Below are 20,722 nucleotides of genomic sequence, written 5' to 3' on the forward strand. Positions count from 1 at the left end.
CTTCCGGGCAGCGGCCGGGGCGCCGTCCGCGAGCCCGGGGCGGGCTCGGGCGAGGCCCTCGCCGGGTGCGCGGGAGTGTGGGTGGCTCGTGATGAGATCTTCCCGTGCTGCACCACCCGGACCTCCGCCTCGTCCTGCCGGACACCGCCTCCACGGTGCCCGTCCTGCTCGACGCGACCCAGCGGGCCGCGCTCGACGCGGCGCGCACGGAACCGGCGACCCTGGTCGTCGGGGCCCCCGGGACGGGCAAGACGACGGTAGCCATCGAGGTGGCCGCGCAGGCGCTGAGCGAGGGCGTCGACCCGGCACGCGTCCTGGTGGTCGCGGCCTCTCGCCGCTCGGCGGCCGAGGTGCGGGACAGGCTGTCGGCGCGCGCGGACCGGACGGTCAGCGCGCCCATGGTGCGCACGGCCGCGGCCGCGGCCTTCGCGGTGCTGCGAGCGCGCGCGGCAGCGATCGGCGAGCCGCCGCCCACGCTCATCTCCGGCCCCGAGCAGGACCTCCTCCTGGCCGAGCTCCTCGCGGGGCACCTCGACGGGGACGGGGTGCCGCTGCGCCTGCCGGACGGGCTGCCGGAGGAGGTGCTGGCCCTGCGCGGCCTGCGCCAGGAGCTGCGCGACCTGCTGATGCGTGCGGCCGAGCGCGGCCTGACCCCCGCTGACCTCGACGACCTGGGTGCGGCGCACGAGCGCCCCGAGTGGCGGACCGCCGCGCAGGTCTACCAGGAGTACCTCGACGTGACGGCGCTGCGCGTCGGTACCCCGGACCTGGGCGCGCGCTACGACCCGGCGGTCGTGGTCGACGAGGCCGCGGAGGCGCTGCTCGCCTGGGAGGACGAGGTCACGGGCGCGCCGCGGCCCACGTGGGACGTGGTCGTCGTGGACGACTACCAGGAGGCCACGATCGCGACCGCGCGCTTCCTGCGCGTGGTGCACGACGCGGGTGCGCGTCTCGTGCTCCTGGCGGACCCGGACACCGCGGTCCAGACCTTCCGCGGCGCGAGCCCGGGGCTGGTCGGTCGTGCCAGCGCGCCCGTGCGCCGGCGGGCCGCGACGGGCGAGTTCGACGCGCGCGTCGAGGTCCTCGGGACGGCCTGGCGCCAGGAGGCCGCGCTGCGCGACGTCACCCGGACCGTGACGACCCAGATCGGCACGGTCGCGGGGGCGGTCCACCGTGGGGCTGGGGCCTCGACGGCTCCCGTCCCCGAGGACGGGGCGCCCCGCGGGGCGTCGGTCGCGCTGCTCGGCAGCGGCGCGGAGGAGGCCGCGTACGTGGCGCGTGAGCTGCGCGCCGAGCACCTGCTGCACGGCACGCCCTGGGGGCGCATGGCCGTGGTGTGCCGCGCGGGGTCGCAGCTCGCGACCCTCCGGCGCGCGCTCATCGCGGCGTCGGTGCCCGTCGGCATCCTCGGCTCGGACGTCCCGCTGCGCGAGGAGCCCGCGGTCACTCCGCTGCTCGCGATCATGCGCGTCGCGGTGGGCCTGCCTCCGGCCGGGTACTCGCGGGGGCTGGACGGCGTGCGCGGCACGGCCGGGATCGACGACGCGGTGACCCGCGACGTGGGCGACCCTGCCGAGACCCTGATCGAACGGGAGCCGCCGGTTCCCAGCACGACCTTCGACGAGCTGGACCCCGTGACGGCGGCCGCGCTCGTGACCTCGCCCGTGGGCGGGCTGGACGTGGTCGCGCTGCGTCGCCTGCGCCGGGCGCTGCGGGCCGAGGAGCTCGGGTCGGGCGGCGGGCGCACGTCGGACGCCCTCCTGGTCGAGGTGCTGCTCGACGCGTCGCGCGCCGCGACGCTGCCCGCGAGCGTGCGTCGCGGTGCCGTGGCGGTCGCTCGGGTGATCGCCGCCGGACGGGAGGCCACGCTCGCCCCCGACGCGACCGCGCAGACCGTGCTCTGGGCGATCTGGAGCGCGACCGGGCTCTCGGACCGGTGGCGCGACGCCGCGCTGGGCGGTGGAGCGGTCGGCGCGCGCGCCGACCGCGACCTCGACGCCGTCCTCGCGCTCTTCCGCGCCGCGGAGACGTTCGTCGACCGCATGCCGGGCGCTCCGCCGTCGGCGTTCGTGGAGTACCTCGAGTCCCAGGACCTCCCCGCGGACTCGCTCGCGGCCCGGGCCGCCGGGACGGACTCCGTCGCGGCGCTCACGCCCGCCGGGGCGGCGGGGCGCGAGTGGGACGTCGTGGTCGTGGCCGGCGTCCAGGACGGCGTGTGGCCGGACCTGCGCCTGCGCGACTCCCTGCTCGGGTCGGAGGCGCTCGTCGAGCTCCTCGCGGGGCGCTCGCAGGACGCGCACGGCCTGGGACCCGACGCTCGGCGGGCCGTCCTGACCGACGAGCTGCGCTCGTTCGCGGTCGCGACCTCGCGTGCGTCACGTCGTCTGCTCGTCACGGCCGTGAGCGACGTCGACGAGGTGCCCTCACCGTTCGTCGACCTCGTGTGCCCGCCCGCGGGGCCCGACGACGCCGCCGAGGGGGCCGGTGGTGCGCCCCAGGACGGTGGCGACGGGGACGGGCCGGCGCTCCTCGAGGAGGAGCGGGACCCGCGCCGCGTCCAGGTCGGGCAGCCGCTCGACCTGCGCGGGCTCGTGGCCGCGGCGCGCAGCCTGCTCGTGGAGGAGGTCGTGCGCGGCGACGGCTCGACGCGAGGCGTGGGGGACCCGGGCGACCCCGAACGATCCGAGGCCCTCGCCGAGCTGCTCGCCGACCTGGCGCTCACGGGCGTGGGCGAGGCCCGGCCGGAGTCCTGGTACGGCGTGAACCCCGTCTCGAGCACCGACCCCTTGTGGGGCCCCGAGGACACGGTCATGATCTCGCCGTCCAAGGTCGAGTCGGTGAGCAGGTGCGCGCTGCGCTGGGCCGTGGAGAGCGCGGGAGGCACGGCCCCCGACGCGACGGCCCAGTCGCTCGGCAACCTGGTCCACTCGATCGCGCAGGAGGCGCCGCGCGGCACGCACTCCGAGCTCGCGGCCGAGCTGGACCGCCGCTGGCCCGAGCTCGCGCTCACGCCGGGCTGGCCCACGACCCAGACGCGCCACAAGGCCGAGGACATGGTCGGTCGGCTCGCGGGGTACCTGCAGGCCTCGGGCGAGCCGTTGCTCGTCGAGGCGCCGTTCGAGCTGGAGATCGGCCGTGCCGTGCTGCGCGGGGTCATCGACCGGGTGGAGGACGCCGGTGACGGCGCGGTGCGCGTCGCGGACCTCAAGACGGGCAAGACCAAGCCGTCGGTCACGGAGGCCGTGACCAATCCCCAGCTCGGCACCTACCAGCTCGCTGTCGAGGGCGGTGCGCTCGACCTGCCCGAGGGCACGCGCAGCGCGGGCGCGCAGCTCGTGTTCGTGGGTGACGGCAAGGACGCCGGGCTGCGGACCCAGCCCGCGCTGGAACCCGAGCCCGACGGGACGAGCTGGGCGCGCGAGCTCGTCGAGGACGTCGCGGACACCATGGCCGACTCGGTGTTCACGGCCCGGGAGAACAAGCTGTGCTCGGTGTGCCCCGTGCGCCGGTCCTGCCCCCTGATGACGGAAGGCCGCCAGGTGATCGCATGAGCGCCGAGTCGCTGTTCGACGAGCTCGACCTCGGGACGGTCGGAGTCCCGGCCGGGGCCGACGGGGAGGGCGCGCGCGAGCTGCCCGAGCCACGCTTCTCGGCCGTGCGGATCGCAGAGATGCTGGGTCGTCCTCGGCCCACCGACGAGCAGGTCGCGGTGATCGAGGCGCCCCTCGCGCCGCTGCTCGTCGTCGCCGGGGCCGGGTCGGGCAAGACCGAGACCATGGCCGCGCGCGTGGTGTGGCTCATCGCGAACGAGTGGGTCGCCAAGGAGTCCGTGCTCGGGCTGACGTTCACGCGCAAGGCGGCGGGCGAGCTCGCCGAGCGCGTCCAGTCGCGCCTCGTGCAGCTCGATCGCGCGCTAGGCAACGACGGCGCGGCGCTGTCGATGCTGGACCGGCCGGCGATCTCGACCTACAACTCGTACGCCGCCTCGCTCGTGGGGGACCACGCGCTGCGGATCGGGATCGAGCCCGGCGCCCGGCTGCTCTCGGAGGCCAGCCAGTGGCAGCTCGCGGCCGAGGTCGTCGAGAGCTGGGCCGGCGACCTCCAGACCGAGGCGGCGTTCTCCACGGTCGTCGGCGCGGTGCTGTCGCTGTCCGGCGCGCTGAGCGAGCACCTGCTGAGCCCCGACGAGGCCCGCGCGGGCATCACGGGCATCGTCGACTCGATCCTCGCGACGCCTCTCGGCGGCAAGCGCACCGAGCACTACGCCGAGGTCAAGAGGCTCCTGGGCTCGCTCGGTGAGCGCCACCGGCTGCTCGACGTGGTCGAGGCCTACCAGGAGCGCAAGCGGACCTCGGACTCGCTCGACTTCGGGGACCAGGTCGCGATCGCGGCGCGGCTCGCCCGGACCGTGCCCACGGTGGGCGCAGGGGAGCGGGCGCGGTACGGGGTCGTGCTGCTCGACGAGTACCAGGACACGTCGTACGCGCAGGTCGAGCTCCTGTGCGCGCTGTTCGGCGGACATCCGGTCACGGCCGTGGGCGACCCGAACCAGTCGATCTACGGCTGGCGCGGCGCGAGCGCGTCGGGCCTCGCGCGGTTCCCCGAGCGGTTCCGCGCGACGGGCCCCGGCAGCACGGGCGCCTCCGCCGACGTGCAGTACCTCAGCACGTCCTGGCGCAACGACCGGGCCGTGCTGGCGGCGGCCAACGTCACGGCCGCGCCGCTGCGCGAGGGGGCCACGCGCGTGCCCGTGCCGCAGCTCGACGAACGCCCGGGGGCCGGGCGCGGTGTGGTGACCGGCGTCTACGCCGCGACGCTCGAGGAGGAGGCCGCGGCGGTCGCGGACTTCGTCGCCGAACGCTGGCGCCCGCGCACGCGCCGCCAGGAACGCGTGACCGCGGCCGTGCTGTGCCGTGCGCGCTCGCAGTTCCTCGCGATGGAGGTCGCGCTGCGGGCCAAGGGCCTGCCGGTCGAGGTCGTCGGCCTGGGCGGCCTGCTCTCGACCCCCGAGGTCGTGGACCTCGTCGCCCTGCTCGAGGTCGCGCACGACCCTTCGCGCGGCGACTCGCTCATGCGCATCCTCACGGGGCCGCGACTCAACCTGGGCGCGGCGGACCTGCACGCGCTGAGCAGCTGGGCGGCAGACCTGGCGCGCCGAGACGCAGCGCGGCGCCCGCCGACGGGCGCCTCGGGCGGTCCCGGCGGTCTGTCGGGCGCCCTCGCGTCCGACGGCGCCGCACCCGATGGTCCGTCGGGTGCGGCGGGGGAGGGCGAGCTGCCCGGCGTCGCCGACGACGGGACGCTCACCGTGGTCGAGGGAGACGTGGTCGACCACCGGTCGATCGTCGACGCGCTCGACGACCTGCCGGCGCCCGGACGCGCGGCCCGGGACGGGCGTGAGCTCACCGAGGAGGGGCACGCGCGGCTGGCCGCGCTGTCCACGGTCCTGCGCGACCTGCGCGGGCAGACGTACCTGTCCTTGCCGGAGCTCGTCACGCAGGCCGAGCGGGCGCTCGGCCTCGACATCGAGGTGACCACCGCGGCGACGCTCGCGGCGGGCGGGTTCGGCGAGGAGGTCGGCGACCGGGGACGCGCGCACCTCGACGCGTTCCGTGACGTCGCCGCGACGTTCTCGCAGTCGGCGGACCTGCCGACGCTCGGCGCCTTCCTTGCGTGGCTCGGCACGGCCGGCTCGCAGGAGCGAGGGCTCGACCTGCCCGTGCGCGAGCCGGACCCCGACGCGGTGCAGATCATCACGGTGCACGCCTCGAAGGGCCTGGAGTGGGACGTCGTCGCGGTGCCGGGCATGGTCGACGGGATCTTCCCCAACACCGCGGTGGGGGACAGAGGGCCGACCGACAGCGGCTGGTTCACGGGGCTGGGCAACCTCCCGTACCCGTTGCGCGGTGACGCCGAGGACCTGCCCGTCTTCCACTTCGAGGTCGCGGAGGACGCCAAGGACCTCGACGGGCGCCGCAAGGAGTTCCTCGCGGCGAGCGGTGAGCACCAGGTCGACGAGGAGCGTCGGCTCGCGTACGTGGCGTTCACGCGCGCCCGCGCCGAGCTGCTGCTGGCCGGGTCGTGGTGGCGCGACGCGACCAAGCCCCGTACGCCCTCGCCGTTCCTCGTGGAGCTGGCCGAGGCCGGCATCATCAGCGACGCCGACTGGGCCGGCATGCCCGCGAAGGACGAGACCAACCCGCGCGACGAGCTGGTCCACGAGAAGGACTGGCCGCGCGGGGAACCGGGGGCTGACGAGAGCGCGCCGGCCACGATCGGTGAGACGGCCGCATCACCGGCCGAGCCGCGCGCCCGGGCGGTCGTGCGGGCCGCCGCGGACCGGGTCCGGGAACGGATCGACGCACGCGCCTCGTTCGTGGCCGTCGCGGGTCGCGACGCAGGCGACGGATCCGGTGCGGACTCGGTGCTGGACGGGCGGGAGCCGCTGCTCGACGCGTCGGGCACGGACCTGCGCGAGCTCGCGCGCATCCTGCTCGAGGAGCGTGACCGCCGCGACGCCCGCAGCAGCGAGATCTCGTTCCCCGCGCACATCTCGGCATCGGGGCTCGTGCGCCTGGCCGCGGACCGGGGCGAGTACGCGCTGCACCTGCGGCGCCCGGTGCCCGCGCAACCCACGGTGCATGCGCGTCGCGGCACGCAGTTCCACCTGTGGGCCGAGCAGTACTTCACGTCGTCGTCGTTGCTCGACGTCGACGACCTGCCGGGGGCCGACGACGAGGACATCTCCCCGGACCTGGACCTCGAGGCGCTCCAGCAGACGTTCCTCGCCTCGGAGTGGGCGGGGCGCACGCCGATCGCCGTGGAGGTCGACGTCGAGACCCCCGTGGGCGGCATCATGTTCCGTTCGCGCATCGACGCCGTCTTTCCCGAGAGCCCCGAGCACGCTGGCGGGGCGAGGGACGCCGTCGTCGTCGTGGACTGGAAGACGGGCAAGGCCCCGCGCGACGCCGAGGCCCGGCGCACGCGCGAGGTCCAGCTCGCGGTGTACCGGCTCGCGTGGTCGCGCTGGTCCGGGCTGCCGGTCGAGAAGGTCAACGCGGCGTTCTACTACCTGGGCTCAGATGAGACCGTGCGACCGGAGCGACTGCTCGACGCCCACGAGCTGGAGGCTCTCGTGGCGGGGCACGGCGCCTGAGCGCACCGCCCTCCGGCTAGCCCTCGTCGCCCCCGCTCGTGACTTCGTCCAGGTCCAGGAGCATGTCCACGGCGTCGGCGACCACGTCGTCGAGCCCGTGCCGTACCCCGTGCAGCAGCCAGCGCGCCAGGGCCAGCTCGCCCGCGAGCAGCGCACGGTCCGTCAGGTGCGGGTCGGTGAGCTCGGTGCGGCGCAGCTGGTAGGCCTCCATGATCGAGTCGATCGCCTCGGGCGGGGCCGCCACGAGCAGCCACGCGAGGTCGTCGGCTGGGTCGGCCACGCGCGCCTCGGCCCAGTCGGTCACGGCGACGACGCGCCCGCGCGCGACGAGCACCTGGCCCGCGCCGAGGTCCCCGTGGACGACGACAGGCTGGTACTTCCACAGCGACACGTCCTCGAGCGCGGCCTCCCAGCGGCGCAGGAGCCGGGCGGGCACCCTGCCGGTCTTCGCGGCCTCGTCGACCTCGGCGAGGCGGCGGTCGCGGTACTCGGCGGCCGTGTAGACGGGCAGGCCCGCGTTCTCGACGACGGACTGCGGCAGCTCGTGTACCGCGGCGAGCACACGCCCCAGGTCCGCGGCGAGCCCCGGGCCCGGGCGCAGGGTGTCGAGGTCGAGCGGGACGCCGCCGTACCGGTGGTGCACCACGGCGCGTCCGCCCTCGGGCAGCAGGGCGTAGCCCAGCACGTCGGGGACGGTGAAGGACAGGACGCCCGTCGTCACGTAGTGGCGCAGCGAGTCCAGCAGGGCCGTCTCGGCCTCGAGGGCGGCGCCGGCCGCGAGCGTGCGAGGAGCGCGGACGACCCATTCCTGCCCGTCGCCGTCGGTGACGATCGCGACGTCGTCGTCCCCTGTCGCCTCGGACGGTCGCACGGACCGGACGTCGAGGCCGGGGACGGCTGCGGTCGCGAGCGCGGCGAGGGTGAGAGGTGAGCGTGGCACGCGTCCACGGTAGTCGGTGCGCGGCGACGGGCCGCCCTCGGCGGCAGGTGTGTCCGCGACGCGAGCCGCGCCGTGTGCGCTGCGAGCGCCGCGCGTCCCGCGTGACCTACGGTCGACAGGTGACCGACCAGACCTCGCCCGCAGCCCCCGTCCCGAACCCGCAGCCCCCGGCGGGAGCTGTCGCGCTCCCCAGCGCGTTCGCCGCGCACCTGCCGCTCGCCCGCTCCGCGCTCGACCGTGCGGCGCACCGCCGTACCGAGGAGGGCCTGTTCGCGACGCTGCGTGCCGACCCCTCGACCCGTGTGGTCCTGCTGCACCGCGGCCGGCTCGCGACCGGACCGGACGGGCTCGCGCTCGCCACCCCTCAGGACGTCGCCGCCGTTCCCGAGCCCCACGCGGCCACGGGTGACCACAGCAACACGCCGCGCTGGGTCTTCCTGGGCGAGGATGCGCCGTCGGGCACGTCCTTCCTGGCCCTCCTCCTGCCCGACGACGCGGACGACCTCGACCTCGACATCGAGGGCGTGGACCCCTCGGGTCCGCTGTCCGTCCTGGTACGGGCGCACGAGTGGGCCGGGCTGCGCGAGCTGGCCTCGCGCCTCGGCCCGCGCGACACGGGGCTCGCGACCGAGGCCGTGGCTCTCGCGGCATGGCACGCGGCCAACGAGCGCTGCCCGCGCTGCGGCGAGCCGACCGTCCCCGTCGCGGCGGGCTGGGTGCGGCGCTGCGTGGCGCAGGACATCGAGCACTACCCGCGGACGGACCCGGCGGTCATCATGGCGGTCGTCGACCCGGGGGCGGGGCCCGGCCAGGACCGGCTCCTGCTGGGCCACGCCGCGCACTGGCCCGAGGGACGCTTCTCGACGCTCGCGGGCTACGTCGAACCGGGCGAGGGGCTCGAGCAGGCCGTGCGGCGCGAGGTCGCCGAGGAGGTCGGCGTCCAGGTGGGGGAGGTCGTCTACCGTGCGAGCCAGCCGTGGCCGTTCCCGGCCTCGCTCATGCTGGGCTTCACGGCCACGGCGCTCACGACGGACATCCGGCCCGACGGCGAGGAGGTCACCGACGCGCGCTGGTTCACCCGGGCGCAGCTCGTCCGGGCCACGGAGAGCGGGGAGGTGAAGCTGCCGAGCCGTTCCTCGATCGCGCGTGCGCTCGTCGAGGAGTGGTTCGGGGGGCCGCTCGCGGGGGAGTGACTTACCACGGGGTCGTCCAGGGTGCTCGACGGGCCGATCCTCGATGCCCTGCCTACGGTGGACGCACCGGCTCGTCCACCCTGAGGAGTGAGCATGAACCCGTCGATCAGCGTTCTCTTCCGTGCGATCCCGTTGGCGATGGGTGCGGTGTGCCTCGCGTTCGGGCTCTACGTCCTGTCGGGCGGTGACGACGCGAACCACTTCGTCGCAGGTCACGTCAACGTGGCCCTGACCGCGATCTGCATCGCGCTGTTCACGACCGCCGCGACGATCATCCGCCAGCTCGTCCACCGGTACGGCAGGGTCTGGGAGATCGTCCTGCCCGTGCTCGGATACGCGGTGGCCATCGCGACCATGATCTGGGGCATCACGATCATCGGTCGGGGCGACGAGCCGCAGTTCATCGTGGCCGGGCACGTGATGCTCGGCATCGGTTTCATCGCGGGGTGCGTGAGCACCGTGGCCACGGCGTCGACCAAGTTCGTGCTCATCCAGAAGAGCGCGGCCCTTCCCGTCGGAGGCGGTGCACCGGATGGCGCCTACTCACGCGGGGCGGGAACCGTGCTGATCGCGATCCCCGCTCTGTTCGCGGTGGTCGGTCTCATCGTCGCGGTGACGCTCTACGCGCGCGGCGGCAATGCGGCCCTGGTCGCGGGCAACGTCATGGTCGGCCTGTCGCTCATCTGCTCCGCGCTGGTCGCGCTCGTCGCGAGCATCGTGCGCCAGGTCCGCAACGAGTTCGGCGACGCCGAGCGCTACCGCTGGACGTGGTGGGTCGTCGCGATGGGAACCATCAACGTCGCCCTGGGCCTCGTGGTGCTCTTCAGCTCGGACGACCCGTCGCGCCTGGCCCCCGGCACCGTGCTGATCGGCCTGGGGCTCATCTGCTTCAGCATCCTGTCCAAGGTGCTTCTGCTCGCGCTCGTGTGGCGCCAGGTCTTCGCGCTCGCCAACCGGATCCCCATCATCCCCGTGGCCACGGCGCTCGCGTGCCTGTTCTTCGCGGCGTTCCTCTTCGAGGCGACCATGACCGAGCCGGGCTTCTTCGTCGGCGCGCACGTCCTGGTCGGGCTCGGTGCGGTCTGCTTCACGCTCTTCTCGATCGTGTCGATCCTCGAGGCGGGGACCTCGAAGTAGCCGGTCAGCCGGGCACGTGCGGGCTGCGCGTGCGCGCGACCGCGACCGAGGGCTGCGCGAGCACTATCCGAGCACGGCAGAAGGCCCCGGACTCCGGTCCGGGGCCTTCTGCGACGACGACGTGCCGCGTGGTGGGCGACAGCACCTCGTCCGGGAGCGGGGAGGTCAGGCCGCGAGGCGCTCCTTGACCTGGGCGAGCGACGGGTTGGTCGCCGCGGTGCCGTCCGGGAAGACGACGGTCGGCACGGTCTGGTTGCCACCGTTGACCTGCTCGACGTAGGCCGCGCTCTCGGGGTGCTCCTCGATGTTGACCTCGGTGTACCCGATGCCCGCGGAGTCGAGCTGGGTCTTCAGGCGACGGCAGTAGCCGCACCAGCTCGTCGAGTACATGACGATCGATCCGGCGTCGGGGGTGGTCGGGGCCGTGGCCATCGGTGCTCCTTCGTTCGCGGGGCCCGGGCGTGCGCGCGGGCCGACAACCACGCCGGGCACAGGACCCGGGTGCTGCCGTCGTGGGCAACGTCCGCGGGGGTGCGGTTGTTCCCCGCCGCGCCCGACGACGACCCCGCCCTGTGGAGAGTGGCGCCCGGTGTGGGCGGCGGCTGAGAGAATCGACGTGATGCCGAACGAGTCAGCGGACCAGATCCTCGAAGCCCTCGACCCCGACCAGCGTGATGTCGCCCTCGCGCTGCACGGGCCCGTCTGCGTGCTCGCGGGGGCGGGCACGGGAAAGACGCGAGCCATCACGCACCGCATCGCCTACGGCGTGAGGACTGGCGTGTACACGCCCACGAGCGTGCTCGCCGTGACGTTCACGGCGCGTGCCGCGGGCGAGATGCGCACGCGTCTGCGCGAGCTCGGGGCCACCGGCGTCCAGGCCCGGACGTTCCACGCTGCCGCGCTGCGCCAGCTCAGCTACTTCTGGCCCAAGGTCGTGGGCGGTGCCCCGCCGCGCATCCTCGAGTACAAGGCGGCCGTGGTCGGCGAGTCCGCCCGCAGGCTGGGCCTCGGCGTGGACCGGATCGCGGTCCGCGACCTGTCGTCGGAGGTCGAGTGGGCCAAGGTCTCGCTCGTCACGGCGGACGACTACGTGAAGGCGTGCGCGGCGATCGACCGCCCCGCGCCCGCGGGGTACGACCACCAGACGGTGGCTCGCCTCATCGCCTCGTACGAGGAGGTCAAGACCGAGCGCTCGGTCATCGACTTCGAGGACGTCCTGCTCATGCTCGGAGACATGCTCTCGTCGCAGGGCGCCATGGCGGACGAGGTCCGGCGCCAGTACCGCCACTTCGTGGTCGACGAGTACCAGGACGTCTCCCCGCTCCAGCAGTTCGTCCTCGACCAGTGGCTCGGGGGACGCAAGGAGCTGTGCGTCGTGGGCGACCCGTCGCAGACCATCTACTCGTTCACGGGCGCCACGCCCCACCACCTCCTCACCTTCCCCACCAGGTACCCGGGGGCCCAGGTCGTCAAGCTCGTCCGGGACTACCGGTCCACGCCACAGGTCGTGACGCTCGCGAACCAGCTCCTGGCGCGCGCGGGACGCCGCGGGGGAGCGCACCAGGCCCTCGAGCTCATCGCCCAGCGACCGTCGGGCCCACCCGTCGCGTACGTGGCCTACGACGACGACGAGGCCGAGGCCAAGGGCGTCGCCGCGCAGATCGGACGCCTCCTGGCCGCGGGGACGCGCGCGAGCGAGATCGCGATCCTCTACCGCACCAACGCCCAGTCGGAAGGGTTCGAGCAGGCGCTCGCGGACGCGGGCATCGCGTACCTGGTCCGTGGGGGCGAGCGCTTCTTCCAGCGCAAGGAGGTGCGTGACGCGATCGTGCTGCTGCGCGGCGCCGCCCGTTCTGCGGACCCGGCGGTCCCCATGCCGGAGACGGTCCGTGACGTGCTCATGTCGGCCGGGTGGGCCTCCGAGCCGCCGTCCGCGCGAGGGGCTGCCCGCGAGCGCTGGGAGTCCATGCAGGCCCTGGTGGCCCTGGCCGACGACGTCGCGCGCGTCGCTCCCGAGGACGCGCCCCCCACGGTGGCGTCGTTCGTCGCGGAGCTCGACGAGCGTGCCTCGGCCCAGCACGCACCCACGGTCGAGGGCGTCACGCTCGCCTCGCTGCACGCGGCCAAGGGGCTCGAGTGGGACGCGGTGTTCCTCGCCGGCATGAGCGAGGGGCTCATGCCCATCTCGCTCGCGGAGACGGACGAGGCCGTGGCCGAGGAACGGCGCCTGCTCTACGTGGGCATCACACGTGCCCGCGAGCACCTGCAGGTCTCGTTCGGCCGGTCCCGCAACCCCGGTGGGCGGGCCACACGACGACGCACGCGGTTCCTCGACGGTCTGTGGCCCGACGACGAGCAGTCCCGCGCACCTCGACGAAGCCGCGCCAACCAGAACAAGGTGCAGCTCACGGGCGAGTACGACCGCGCGCTGTTCGAGCAGCTGCGCGAGTGGCGGCTGTCGGTCGCGCAGGAGACGGACAAGCCGGCGTTCACGATCCTCGTGGACACCACGCTCGCGGCGATCGCCGAGACCCGACCCTCCTCGGTGCCGGACCTCGCGAAGATCAACGGGATCGGACCGGCCAAGATCGAGAAGTACGGCGAGACCCTGCTGGACATCGTGGCGCGATCCGGGTCCTGACCTGGGGTCGGGCGGCCCGCGCGGAGCCACCCGAAAAACTCGTCGAGAAGAATCTCGATAAATAAGTTGTGCCCCCTTCCGAGGGCGGCATATGGTTCAGGAGTCCTTGTAGGAGAGGCGCGCGCCGAGAGGCGAGCGCTCGACGGAGATTGGAGGTGGGTGAGCATGGTGAACCAGATCCTGACGACGAACCCGACACATGTGTCGGCCGATCCGACCAACCGCGCACGACGCGGCGGATCCCTCGTCATCCGCCCCGCGCCCGACTCCGCACTGAGGACGTCGCCGGTCTAGTCACCGGCAGCACCCTTCTCAGGCCGCGGAGTCCACCTGGACCCGCGGCCTTCGTGTTTCTCCGAATGCGATCGTCTTCCCGGTCAGCCGTCCACCATCCCGGACGCGACGACCATCTGCGGGTCCTGTGACAAAGAAGTTCACACGCAAACAGGACATCACTGGAGGACATCGTGCGGCTCACCGCGCTGCTCGACAACATCACTGCCCAGGGCGGATCCGGCCCCTGGACTCCCCATCAGCCCCTCTCCACCCCCCTCGGTTCGTCCGACGCGGCCGAGTTCGACCGGCTCCTCGCCGGCCTTCTGCCGTGCCGGACGAACGACCCCGAGCTCTGGTTCGCCGAGCAGTCGACCCAGGTCGAGCAGGCCAAGGCCCTGTGCCAGTCGTGCCCGCTCGTCGCGGGCTGCCTGGCCGGCGCCCTCGAGCGCCAGGAGCCGTGGGGCGTCTGGGGCGGCGAGGTCTTCGTCGACGGGGCCGTCGTCGCCCGCAAGCGTGGGCGTGGACGGCCGAGCAAGGCCGAGGTCCTCGCCCGTCAGGCCGAGGAGGCGGCTGCCCGCGAGGCAGCCGAGTCCGTCTCGGCGTCATCGGCGGCCTGACATGGCCGCCGCACCCGTCAGGCTCGAGCACCCGCACCGCGGGTGGTTCACCACCTCGCGCAGCCTCGGCACCGCATCGGGAACAGCGATCTCGATGCAGGCCGTGGCTGTGCGGGGCGTCAGCCCGTCGAGGTGCACGAGCACCTGGCTCGCGGCGATCGCCGAGCCGACTGCTGCCAGCGTGGTCTCCTCGACGTCGAGGACCTCGCGCTGAGCATCCCGGAGCTGGTCCGCGAGCTGCGGCCACTGCGGGTCGAGGTCGGCACGATGCCCCTCGACGCACCGGACGCACGGCGTCCGCCCCGGTCGGACGAAGGGTCCGACCACCACGTCAGCCTCTCGCACCACGACAGGTAGGTGCGGGGTCCCGTCGCCCGTGAGCCGCCCGTACCTGTCGGGGCGCAGCACGCGGCGCTCGACCACCACGACCACGTCCGGCCGCTGCCCGTGGGGCGAGACCCACCGCGCGGCGTCGACCGCCCGGGCCTGCACCTGCGGCGCGAGGTCCGTGAGGAGCCGCGCGGCGGCCTCGCGGCGCGGCATCCCCACGTCCCGCGGACGGTAGCCGCCCAGCCCGACGTCGGTCGCCTGGACCGGTGCGACGTCGTCGAGCAGGAGCGTTCCCACCCCTGCCGTGGCGAGGACGACCGCCGTCCCGACCCCCAGCCTCCCCAGGCCCTCGATCGCGACGCTCGTGCTCGCCCGTCGGGACAGCGTCGCGTGCCCCGCCGCGTCGGGACGCAGGAGCGAGAGCGTCGCCGCGTCGGCCGCGCCGCGCGCGGGGGCGGCGACGTCCTCGCGCGCGTCGTCCGCCCGCCCGACGACGAGGAGCGCCTCGCGCAGGTGGCGAAGGATCACGCGCTGCCGCTCGAGCGGGATGGCGCGGACCTCGGCCGGGGCGTGCAGGAGCGGACGGGCCGAGCGGCCGTGGTCGAGGAGCCACGTCTCCTCGTCCTCGCTCAGGCCGCTCAGGAGCACGCTCCACCGGTCGTCGGTGCCGTACTGCACCTCGCCCGGGCCGCGTCGCAGCACGATCGTCCCCGGCCGCAGCCGGACGGGGAACAGGGGTGCGTCGACCATGAGGCGTCTCCTCGCCTGGGGGCTCCCGGGGATGCTCCGTCGGAGCCTGCGTCGTCCACACTGCCAGCGAGGGGCACCTCGTGGAGGTTGTCCACAGCCGCGTTCGCAGAGGTCGTCACGCCCGCGGCTCGCAGCCAACGCTTGACCGTTTCTCGACGGTTTCTCGCACGCATGTCGCAGAATCGTCGGCGTGGTCTATGGCATATGTCACGATGAACCACTACGGTCTGTGCCGTGGCCTACGAAGCCGAGCGAGGTACCCAGGGTGGTGCCGAGACGTACGTCGAGGTGCGCCGGAGCCGTCGTCGCAAGAGCACGGTGAGCGCCTACCGCGACGGGGAACGCACCATCGTGTCGATCCCCGCGCGGTTCACGCGAGCCCAGGAGCGCGAGTGGGTGCAGCGGATGCTGGACCGGCTCGCGGACAAGGAGAGACGGCGCAGGCCGTCCGACGCCGAGCTCGTCGCGCGCGCCACCGAGCTCTCGGCCAAGTACCTCGACGGGCGGGCGCACCCCACGAGCGTGCGCTGGTCCAGCAACCAGGGCAGACGCTGGGGCTCGTGCACGCTGATCGACGGCAGCATCCGGATCTCCACGCGTGTCCAGGGCATGCCCGAGTGGGTCCTGGACTACGTGCTGCTGCACGAGCTCGCGCACCTGCTGCACGCGGGCCACGGCCCCGGGTTCTGGGCGCTGCTCGAGTCCTACCCCCGGACGGAGCGCGCCAAGGGCTTCCTCGAGGGGGTCTCGTTCACGCGCGACGGCGGCACCCCCGAGTCGCCCGACGAGGACAAGGTGGCCCCGCCGCACGTCGAGATCGAGGCGCACCCCCCGCTCCCGCAGGACGACGCCGCACCGGAGCCCGCCCCGCGTGCGACGCCCGACCGGCACGCCGTGCCGGCCGGACGAGGCGCGCAGGCCCCCGCGAGGGAGTCCGCGCGCTAGGTGCGCGGGGAGCCGTCGGGCTCGGCCTCGGTGTCGCCGGTCGAGCCGTCGGCCTCGTTGAAGATGTCCGCGAGGGCCTTGTCGAGGTCGGTCTGCTCGGCCTGGACCTCGGCGCGCCGCGACTGGTAGCCGGACGGGTCGTCGAGGTCGAGCGGGCTGGGCAGCAGGTCCGGGTGGTCCCACACCGCGTCGCGGGCGTCGGCGCCGCCCTGGACCGCGATGAGCGCCCACAGGGTCGCGGCGTCGCGCGACCGGCGGGGGCGCAGCTCGAGCCCCACGAGCGTCGAGAAGATCTGCTCGGCCGGGCCGCCCGCGGCCCGCCGACGGCGCAGCATCTCGCGCAGCGGCACGGCGTGAGGCAGGTGGGGGAGCGCAGCCTGTGCGCTGACCTCGTCGACCCAGCCCTCGACCAGCGCCAGGGCGGTCTCGAGGCGCAGCAGCGTGGCCTCCTGCTCGGGGGTGTTCTGGAGCCCGAACACCCCGCCCGACAGCGCGCTCTGGAGAGCGCTCGTGTCGGTCACGTCGATGTCGGAGAGCTGGGACTCGAGCGCGTCGAGGTCGATCGTGATGCCCCGTGCGTAGGCCTCGACCAGCCCGAGCAGGTGCCCGCGGAGCCAGCTCACGTGCGTGAAGAGGCGTGCGTGCGCGGCCTCGCGCAGCGCGAGGAAGAGGCGGACCTCCTCGAGGGGGGCGTCGAGCCCCTCGGCGAAAGCCGCGACGTTCGTGGGGAGCAGGGCGGTGGCGGGCTCGGGGAGCAGCGGCAGCCCGATGTCCGTCACACCGAAGACCTCGCGCGACATGGTCCCCGTCGCCTGCCCGATCTGCATGCCGAAGACCGCGGAACCGAGCCGGCGCATCATCTGCGCGGGGTCGAAGTCCGCACCGAGCGCGCCCGCAGGCAGCCCGGGGATGCCGAACGAGAGCGCGTCCGGCCCGTCGCCGCCACCCGGGAGCTGGTCGCGCAGGACCGTGGACAGCGCGTCGGCGACCGAGGACGCGACCGGGGCGGCGAGCGCGTTCCATGCGGGGAGCGTCTTCTCGACCCACTCCGACCGGCTCCACGCGTACCGCTTGCCCCCCGCGGGAGGGAGGTCCGTCACGGCGTCGAGCCACAGCTCGGCGACCGACAGGGCCTCGGTCGCCGACCGCACCTGGGCCGGCGTGAGCGAGGGATCGCCCTCCGCGACGGCCACCTGGCGGGCGATGTCGTGCGCGACGTCGGTGTTCACCGGGCCGTTGCCCGAGCTCGCGAGGAGCCGCTGCACCTGGGCGAGCACGTGCTTCATCGCGGCAGGATCGTTGCTCAGGCCGCTGCCGGCGGCGAGCGCCGCCGGGTCGAGGCCGCGTGCGCGCAGCTCGCGCAGGGCCTCGTCGGCGTCCGCGCCGAACATGGAACGCAGGAGCTCTTCCCACTGCGCGTCGGGCTGGTCGCCCGCGCCGGAGGTGAACTCGTCGGGCGGTTGGCTGCTCATCGGGGTCTCCTCGGGATAGCGTCAGGAATCACCGTAACCACAATCTGTGACCAGCAAGGGGGCGCGAGGCATGTCGGAGGGCTCGGTTCGCTCACGGCGCAGCGCGTCGGAGGCCGGGACGCCCGGCGCGTCGAGCGCGCCCGGGGACGACGACGGCCGGGCGAGCGGCGCCGTCGGGCAGGGGGACGACCCGGCGACGGACGCCGGGTCGGACGGCCAGGACGGGCGTCCGGGCGCAGACGACGCGACCGTGGTCGTGGGCGAGGGGCGCGTCGCGGCACTCGTACGGGAGGCCCTCGGCGGGCGCGGCCCCGAGCGGGCGCCGGCCGAGTCCAACGACCTGGCCGCGCCGTGGGTCGAGGGCGCGCGGACCGTGGTCGTGGTCGCCCCCGCGGGCGAGTTCGGGATCAGGGTGCTCAAGGGCGAGACCCGCCGCGCGTTCCTCGTCGAGCAGGCGCGTCGCGTCGCCCGGGCGGCGGCTGCGCACGGCGTGCGCCAGGTCGTGGCCGTCACGTCCGCGATGGTGCACGGCGCGAGCGCCGACCGGCCCGTCGTCGAGGACGCCGAGCCCGTCTCGCCCGACGCCGCGGGCTTCGTCGCGGACCTCGTCGCGTTCGAGGAGGCGCTGGCCGACGAGATGGACCTCGTCGACGAGCCCGTGCTGCTCGCGGTCCTGCGTCCCGCGGTCGTCGTCGGACCCGAGGTCGACACCATCCTCACGCGTCACTTCGAGGCCCCTCGCCTGCTCGTGGTCAAGGGCAGCGAACGCCCCTGGCAGCTCGTGCACACCGACGACCTCGCGTCGGCGGTCCGCCTCGTCGCCGCCGAGGGACGGTCCGGGGCGTTCACGGTCGGGGCGCTCGACGAGCACGGCGAGCCCGACGTCGTCACGCCCGCCGAGCTGGTCGAGCGCACGGGGCTCGCGACCGTGAGCCTGCCCGCGGCGACCGCGTTCGGCGCCGCCGAGCGCCTGCACCGTGTGGGCGTGCTGCCGTCGCCCGCGAGCGACATGGCGTTCGTGGTGCACCCGTGGACCGTCTCCGCGCGCACCCTGCACGAGGCCGGCTGGGTTCCTGCATGGTCGAGCGCCGAGTGCGTCGACGTGCTCATGGACGGCGTCCGGGGCCGGATCGCGGTGGGTGGCCGCCGCGTGGGTGGCCGGGACGCCGCGGCGCTGGGTGCCGCGGGAGCGGCGGTCGCGCTCCTGGGGACGGCCGCGATCTGGCGGCAGGCCCGACGGCGGTGAGCCGCCTCGGGCGGTGACCTCGCCCCGGGTGCGGCTCTCGTCGGGAGCTCCACGCGAGGTGAGAGGGCTCGCAGCGTGCGCGACGTCGTCGGGCGCTGGCAGGAACCTCCCGGCCCGCCGCCAGCGAACCTTCAGGATTCTCGGGGATGATAGCGACGTGACAGAACCGCTCGCCCCCCGAGACCCGCACGAGCCCGCGCCCGGTCCCGACCCGTTCGGACCGCCGCCCGAGGACGACTACACGCCTCCTCCCGTGACGCGCCGCTCGCTCACGCTCGGGATCTCGTTGCTGGCCACGACCCTGCTGGTCGCGGGCCTCGCGGTCATGCCCGCGCCCTACGTGGTGCGCTCGCCCGGTCCCACGCAGGACACGCTCGGCGAGCAGAACGACCGCGAGCTCATCCAGATCGAGGGCGCCGAGACGTTCGACTCCACGGGCGAGCTGCTGCTGACCACCGTGTCGGTCGCCGGCGGTCCCGGGTACCCCGCGAACCTCTTCCAGGTGATCGAGGGCTGGGCCCAGCGTTCGCGGTCCGTGCGCCCCGTCGAGGAGACGTTCCCGCGCAACGTGACCCAGGAGCAGACGGCCGAGGAGAGCCAGGCCGAGATGCTGTCGTCGCAGGAGACCGCGACCGTGGCCGCGCTCACCGAGCTCGGCTACGAGGTGCCCGCGACCCTCACGATCCAGGGTGCGGCGAAGGACACGGGCGCGGCCGGCGTCGTCGAGGAGGGGGACGTCATCACGTCGGCCAACGGCAAGGACGTCGTGACCTACCAGGACCTCATCGACGAGCTCGCGACCGTGACCCCGGGCGAGGACGTGGTGCTGGGCGTCGACCGTGGCGGCGAGGCCGTGGACCTCACGATCACGACCCAGGAGGCCGACGGCAAGGCGATCCTCGGAGTCTTCATCGACCCCGACTTCGAGCTGCCGATCGACGTGAAGATCCAGATCGACGACATCGGTGGCCCCTCGGCGGGCACCATGTTCGCGCTCGGGATCATCGACCAGCTCACGCCCGAGGACGAGGCCGACGGCAACGTCATCGCGGGCACCGGGACCATGAGCGTCGAGGGGAACGTCGGTCCCATCGGCGGGATCCAGCAGAAGCTGTACGGCGCCGAGCGCGACGGCGCGACCTGGTTCCTGGCCCCCGAGTCGAACTGTGACGAGGTCGTCGGGAACGTGCCCGAGGGGCTGAACGTCGTCAAGATCGCGACCCTCGAGGACGCGCGCGACGCGATGGTCGCGATCGGCGCGGGCGAGGGCGCGAGCCTGCCGACGTGCACCTCGTGACCGGGGCGCACTGACGGCCGCACCGAACGGCTGCGGAATCGACGGCGGGGCCGGACGACCATGGTCGTCCGGCCCCGCCGTCGTGTCCTGGCTCGGGTGCGGAGGTGGCGCGCAGCAGCTCGACGAGCCAGGCGACTACTCGAACGTGGCGCGCAGCGCCTCGATGAGCCCGGGGACCAGGTCCGGCCCGAACGCCACGTCGTTCCCGTCGTCGTTGGCCCGCGTGCGCACCGCGCACCACGGGGTGCCGTCGCGCAGCACGCCGACCGCGAGGCGCACGTCCTGGCGGTCCGGGTGCGAGGACAGGTAGGCGAGCGCGGCCGCGGGGTCGGTCGGCAGGCCCTCCTCGGCCGAAGGCGGCAGGATGACGCGCTCGGCGACGATCGCCGCGCCGTCGACCGTCGACGGCCACGACAGCGTGCCGAGCAGCTCCTCGAGCGTCTCGGCGTCCGGCAGGCCCTCCTGCTCGACCGAGACCAAGTGGTCGGGGATGCCGCGCGCCGCGGTCACGACCTCGGGCGGGAGCTGGTCGGCCAGGCCCGGGTTGGCGGCGATCGCGTCGGCCGTGCGCACGAGCGCGAACACGCGCGGCGGGGAGTCCCAGCCGTCGGCCGCGACGTGCGCCTCGACGTCGCGCACGGCGTCGGCGAGCGCGAGCTGGGCGAGAGGGACGATCGGCGCGGGGGCGTCGTCGGGCACCCCCGTGGGGGCGGGTGCGGTGG

The 20,722-nt window shown here is 74.3% G+C and carries 14 protein-coding genes; 9 read left to right on the forward strand and 5 right to left on the reverse strand.

Going from position 1 to position 20,722, the window contains the following annotated elements; translation table 11 throughout:
* Window positions 1-104 precede the first annotated feature (104 nt).
* Window positions 105-3,551 carry an ATP-dependent helicase gene (locus OERS_RS09540; RefSeq protein WP_169834206.1) on the forward strand — a complete coding sequence of 1,149 codons (3,447 nt, stop codon included), beginning with the start codon at window positions 105-107 and terminating at the stop codon, window positions 3,549-3,551.
* On the forward strand, window positions 3,548-7,156 hold the full coding sequence (locus OERS_RS09545; protein WP_083201348.1) for an ATP-dependent DNA helicase: 3,609 nt from the start codon (window positions 3,548-3,550) through the stop codon (window positions 7,154-7,156). The genes OERS_RS09540 and OERS_RS09545 overlap by 4 nt, the downstream gene beginning before the upstream one ends.
* A gap of 16 nt (window positions 7,157-7,172) precedes the next feature.
* Here OERS_RS09545 and OERS_RS09550 read toward each other — a convergent pair whose 3' ends face one another.
* Window positions 7,173-8,096, reverse strand: a complete 924-nt coding sequence (locus tag OERS_RS09550) for a phosphotransferase (protein WP_068625585.1) — start codon at window positions 8,094-8,096, stop codon at window positions 7,173-7,175.
* 119 nt (window positions 8,097-8,215) lie between these two features.
* On the opposite strand from OERS_RS09550, the gene nudC reads away from it, so the two are divergent.
* Window positions 8,216-9,289 carry an NAD(+) diphosphatase gene (gene nudC / locus OERS_RS09555; RefSeq protein WP_248948490.1) on the forward strand — a complete coding sequence of 358 codons (1,074 nt, stop codon included), beginning with the start codon at window positions 8,216-8,218 and terminating at the stop codon, window positions 9,287-9,289.
* A gap of 93 nt (window positions 9,290-9,382) precedes the next feature.
* On the forward strand, window positions 9,383-10,426 hold the full coding sequence (locus OERS_RS09560; RefSeq protein ID WP_068625586.1) for a DUF2776 family protein: 1,044 nt from the start codon (window positions 9,383-9,385) through the stop codon (window positions 10,424-10,426).
* 165 nt (window positions 10,427-10,591) lie between these two features.
* Here OERS_RS09560 and OERS_RS09565 read toward each other — a convergent pair whose 3' ends face one another.
* Entirely contained in the window at window positions 10,592-10,858 is a 267-nt protein-coding gene (locus OERS_RS09565) for a mycoredoxin (RefSeq protein ID WP_068625587.1), read from the reverse strand.
* A gap of 187 nt (window positions 10,859-11,045) precedes the next feature.
* Here OERS_RS09565 and OERS_RS09570 point away from each other — a divergent pair, with 187 nt between their 5' ends.
* Together OERS_RS09570 and OERS_RS09575 are read left to right on the forward strand one after the other, a co-directional pair.
* Window positions 11,046-13,067 (forward strand): ATP-dependent DNA helicase UvrD2, encoded by a 2,022-nt coding sequence (locus OERS_RS09570; protein ID WP_056647763.1) that lies wholly within the window; start codon window positions 11,046-11,048, stop codon window positions 13,065-13,067.
* Window positions 13,068-13,534: 467 nt separating this feature from the next.
* The gene (locus tag OERS_RS09575) at window positions 13,535-13,960 is read left to right on the forward strand and encodes a WhiB family transcriptional regulator (RefSeq protein ID WP_068625588.1); all 426 of its coding nucleotides are present in this window, start codon (window positions 13,535-13,537) and stop codon (window positions 13,958-13,960) included.
* Here the strand turns inward: OERS_RS09575 and OERS_RS09580 are convergent.
* Window positions 13,946-15,040: a ThiF family adenylyltransferase gene (locus OERS_RS09580; protein WP_068625589.1), complete on the reverse strand. Its 1,095-nt coding sequence runs from the start codon at window positions 15,038-15,040 to the stop codon at window positions 13,946-13,948. The two genes, OERS_RS09575 and OERS_RS09580, sit on opposite strands and share 15 nt — an antisense overlap.
* Window positions 15,041-15,274: 234 nt before the next feature.
* On the opposite strand from OERS_RS09580, the gene OERS_RS09585 reads away from it, so the two are divergent.
* Entirely contained in the window at window positions 15,275-15,985 is a 711-nt protein-coding gene (locus OERS_RS09585; protein ID WP_139107766.1) for a SprT-like domain-containing protein, read from the forward strand.
* On the opposite strand, the gene OERS_RS09590 is transcribed toward OERS_RS09585, so the two are convergent.
* The gene (locus tag OERS_RS09590; RefSeq protein WP_056647770.1) at window positions 15,982-17,457 is read right to left on the reverse strand and encodes a zinc-dependent metalloprotease; all 1,476 of its coding nucleotides are present in this window, start codon (window positions 17,455-17,457) and stop codon (window positions 15,982-15,984) included. The genes OERS_RS09585 and OERS_RS09590 overlap by 4 nt on opposite strands.
* A 46-nt stretch (window positions 17,458-17,503) precedes the next feature.
* On the opposite strand from OERS_RS09590, the gene OERS_RS09595 reads away from it, so the two are divergent.
* Window positions 17,504-18,703, forward strand: coding sequence for a Rossmann-fold NAD(P)-binding domain-containing protein (locus tag OERS_RS09595; protein ID WP_211268458.1), 1,200 nt, complete (start codon window positions 17,504-17,506; stop codon window positions 18,701-18,703).
* 157 nt (window positions 18,704-18,860) lie between these two features.
* Window positions 18,861-20,000, forward strand: a complete 1,140-nt coding sequence (locus OERS_RS09600) for a YlbL family protein (RefSeq protein ID WP_231907722.1) — start codon at window positions 18,861-18,863, stop codon at window positions 19,998-20,000.
* Window positions 20,001-20,135: 135 nt separating this feature from the next.
* Here OERS_RS09600 and OERS_RS09605 read toward each other — a convergent pair.
* The coding region (locus OERS_RS09605) for a PPA1309 family protein (protein ID WP_409365922.1) at window positions 20,136-20,722 on the reverse strand (587 nt) is incomplete at its 5' end.

This window comes from Oerskovia enterophila (assembly GCF_001692445.1).
Taxonomy (GTDB): Bacteria; Actinomycetota; Actinomycetes; order Actinomycetales; family Cellulomonadaceae; genus Oerskovia; species Oerskovia enterophila.